Here is a 3,918-nt window from a genome sequence, read left to right on the forward strand (position 1 = left end):
GTTATACTATATGCCTTTGCCGGAGATCGATCTGGATGAGGCTAAAGTGGAAATTGTACGTCTGAAACATTTGATTGAATTCAACGGAACGAAGGAGAATCCTGTACGGGGAATTCATCTGCAGGGACTTACCTTTAAGCATACAGCCCGGACCTTTATGGAAAATAAAGAGCAATTATTGCGCTCAGACTGGACCATGTATCAGGGCGGAGCCATCGTTTTCAACGGTGCAGAGGAGTGTTCGGTTGAAAATTGTGAATTTGACCATTTGGGAGGGAATACGATTTTTGTGAATAACTATAATCGTTATCTGACAGTCAGAGGATGTTACATTCATCACAGCGGTGCCAACGGGATTGTTTTCGTGGGAGATCCTGACATGGTCCGCAGCCCGCTGTTTCGTTATGGCAATCAGAACTACGAGACGATGGATATGACTCCCGGTCCTTTGGGAGATAATTATCCTCAGGATTGTTGGGTAGACGATTGCCTGATAACCATGACAGGACGTGATGAAAAACAGACGGCTCCGGTACAGATTTCCATGTCACAGCGTATCCGCGTGAGTCATTGTTCCATTTATGACGTACCGCGTGCAGGTATCAATATTAACGAAGGTACCTTTGGCGGGCATATCATCGAATTCTGCGATGTGTTTAATACGGTTCTTGAGACAGGAGACCACGGAAGTTTTAATTCATGGGGACGTGACCGTTTCTGGACTCCCGATGTGGTGACCATATCCGATCAGGTCGCTCTTCATCCGGATATGCAATATTGGGATGTTCTGGAACCTAATGTACTGCGTTATAACCGCTGGCGTTGTGATCATGGCTGGGATGTTGACCTGGATGACGGTTCTTCTTTTTATCGGATCTATTGCAACCTGCTTCTCAACGGTGGTTTGAAAATGCGTGAAGGTTATGATCGTGTGGCTACAAATAATATTATACTGAACAACTCGCTGCATCCACATGTCTGGGTACGTAACAGTGACGATGTATTCAAGCATAATATTGTGTTTACTGCCTATAAGCCTGCTGTGATGAATAGCGCATTGGGAGAATCAGACCGGTGGGGAAAGGAACTGGACTATAATCTGTTTGCAACCGGTCAGGCAGCAATGAGAAAATTTGCGGCTCATGGAGCTGATGCACATTCCGTTTCGGCAGATCCCCTGTTTGTAAATCCCGGTCAGGGAGATTTCAGAGTCAGACCGGAGTCTCCTGCTTTTAAGATTGGTTTCCGCAATTTCGATATGACCGATTTTGGAGTGAAGAGTGAAAAGCTGAAAAAGCTGGCCCGTACCCCTGACATACCCGAAATAGTCCTGCAAATTCAGGATGAGGTTTCTGCGGAATATACCTGGCTGGGAGCTGTTCTGAAAGAAGTGAAAGGTGAAGAGCTTTCGGCCTATGGAGCCAAATTCAGTCAGGCCAGTATGGCGCTTGACCGTGTTCCAGCAGAATCTGAAGCTTATAAGCTGGGGCTTCGGTCGGGAGATTTATTGCTGTCATTTGGTGGGAAAGAGATTTCTACGGCTGCTTCTTTCAAACAGCTTTTAGAAGAATATGCAAGAAAATCCGGAGAGCTGCTTGTTATGCGTAATCAGAAAGAAATGGTTGTAAAATTGGCAGCCTTCAGAGGGGAGATGCAGCCAGTGGAGAGGTAAGAGTGTATTAAAAATGCTTTTTATCGGAAGGCATTCCCGATTTTACTGTAACTTTGCCGCGCATTTTGGATTAAGGTAAAAAAAAGATGGATAGCAAGGTTAATCAAGGTTCCCGAAGCAATGAAATTGACATGCTGAACGGGCCGTTGTTCAGGAAAATATTGGTGTTTGCCCTTCCGCTGGCAGCCAGCAGTCTGTTACAGGAACTTTTCAATTCAGTCGATGTGGCTGTAGTGGGACACTTTGTCGGAAGTGAAGCCCTTGCAGCTGTTGGAAGTAACGCACCGGTCATCGGATTGCTCATCAACCTGTTTATGGGGATCTCCATGGGAGCCTGTGCGATTATTTCCAACCACATCGGACAGCAGGATGACCGGAGTATACGCCGCTCCATCAGCACGGTTCAGCTGGTGGCTGTCCTGAGCGGATTATTCCTGCTGGTATTGGGACAGGTAGCTGCCCGGCCGATACTGACCTGGATGGGAACTCCCCCGGAAGTACTGGATCAGGCTGTGATCTATTTGCGGATTTATTTTCTGGGAATGCCTTTTATCATGGCATTTAATTTCGGATCAGCCATTTTGCGCAGCATGGGTGATACGCGGCGTCCGTTATATATTCTGGTGGTTGCCGGTGTAATCAACACCCTGCTTAATCTTTTGTTTGTCATTGGCTTTCAGATGGGGGTAGCCGGGGTAGCCGTAGCAACGGGTATAGCCAATGCGGTGAGTGCTACATTGATCATCCGGTTGCTGCGGAAGGAACAGGAACCGTTCCGTCTGCATTTTGACCGGATGAAGATTTATTCTTCGGAGTTAAGCCGTATGCTGCGAATCGGTGTGCCGGCTGGTATCCAGGGCATGATTTTCTCGATCTCCAATGTGGTGGTGCAGTCATCCATTAACAGTTACGGAGCCGATGCCATTGCCGGGTCGGCTGCAGCAGTCAACTTTGAGTACTACTGCTATTTCATTATTCAGGGATTCAACGGAGCTGCGATCAGTTTCATTGCCCAGAATTACGGAGCCGGAAAAATGGATCGCGTACATCGGATCTTCTGGATCTGCATGGCTTCAAGTGTTGCTTTCTGTGCCGCCTTCAACTGGCTTTTTGCCTGGCAGGACAATTTCTTTCTGGGATTCTTCTCGGACGTACCGATGGTACACCATTATGGAGCTATCCGTATGCACATTGTACTGGCTCTGCAATTCATTGCCAGCAGTTACGAGATTGCCGGCTCTTCCTTGCGGGGGATGGGCAAATCACTGACTCCGGCTCTGCTGACGGTTTTCGGAACCTGTCTGCTCCGGGTAGTCTGGGTGTATGTCGTGTCTCCGTTGTGGAAAGGATATGATGTGCTGATGATGGTTTATCCGATATCCTGGGTGCTGACAGGCATTCTGGTACTGACTGCTTACTGGCTGCATATCCGGAAACCTGCTTTCCGGATAAAAGCATAGTTGTATCTCTTGGAGGTTTAAAAAATAGTGACAATTAGTTCCCTTGGCAAAGCCGAATAAGGACTTTGTCAGCAGCGTCATTTTGGGTCCATGGGTCCACTGGGTCCATAATGGACCCTTTACCGTAAGAGAAAAAACTCTTGTAATTGTTCCAGATTTTAAATATCCTGATATAAGGTGTTGTTTTATAGAATGTTACTATTTATACCTTGTGGTTTTTGAGACTATTTTGTCTCAAAATCAGTTTGGAGTTGGCCGAAAGGAAAAGTCCTGAAAATACGCTCAGAAACAGGCTTTCTTGTTCAGCCATTTTCATAGCCTGAGTTGTGAAATAAATTAGACAATAAACAACGATAAATATAAGGCAGGAAAGGCCGTATTTTTGAATTGTACGAGTCATAGCTATTATTTTTAGTTGGTTTTATACAAATTTCAATACGCTTTTAGCAAAGAATTGGTCTGTGTTATGGATTCATTCCTTGCTTGAAGATTAAGTATTGACAAATATATATATAAAAATGAAAAACTGTATGCATAATGTCTTTTTTTTATGTGCATAGTTTAAAAAATGAAAACAGGGAAAGGCGCTGGATTTTGAATCCCGGTTATTCAAAAAACGTTTCGGCGTGTGCCTGTGTTTGTTTCGGCGTTTGGATGAAAAGCTCTCGATGTTTTTTAAAAACGTCAGGGTCTTTGGCCATTCGGGATAAAAATGGCTGATTTCCTCTTACGGTGGAGGGTCCATTATGGACCCAGTGGACCCTGGACCCAAAAATGAACCTGAAT

General features: G+C 45.4%; 2 protein-coding genes. Both read left to right on the forward strand.

Annotated features, from left to right (window positions below):
- Positions 1-1,672: right-handed parallel beta-helix repeat-containing protein (locus BACCOPRO_RS13890; RefSeq protein WP_008144545.1), on the forward strand; the 1,672-nt coding region annotated here is incomplete at its 5' end.
- Positions 1,673-1,758: 86 nt separating this feature from the next.
- A complete protein-coding gene (locus BACCOPRO_RS13895) occupies positions 1,759-3,132 on the forward strand; it encodes an MATE family efflux transporter (protein ID WP_008144547.1) in 1,374 nt (457 codons plus the stop codon).
- Positions 3,133-3,918 lie beyond the last annotated feature (786 nt).

It is taken from the genome of Phocaeicola coprophilus DSM 18228 = JCM 13818 (assembly GCF_000157915.1).
Lineage (GTDB): Bacteria > Bacteroidota > Bacteroidia > Bacteroidales > Bacteroidaceae > Phocaeicola > Phocaeicola coprophilus.

Bases quoted from the DNA above. Each gene is read 5' to 3' on its own strand.
- BACCOPRO_RS13895 (WP_008144547.1), top strand. From the start codon at position 1,759: ATGGATAGCAAGGTTAATCAAGGTTCCCGAAGCAATGAAATTGACATG.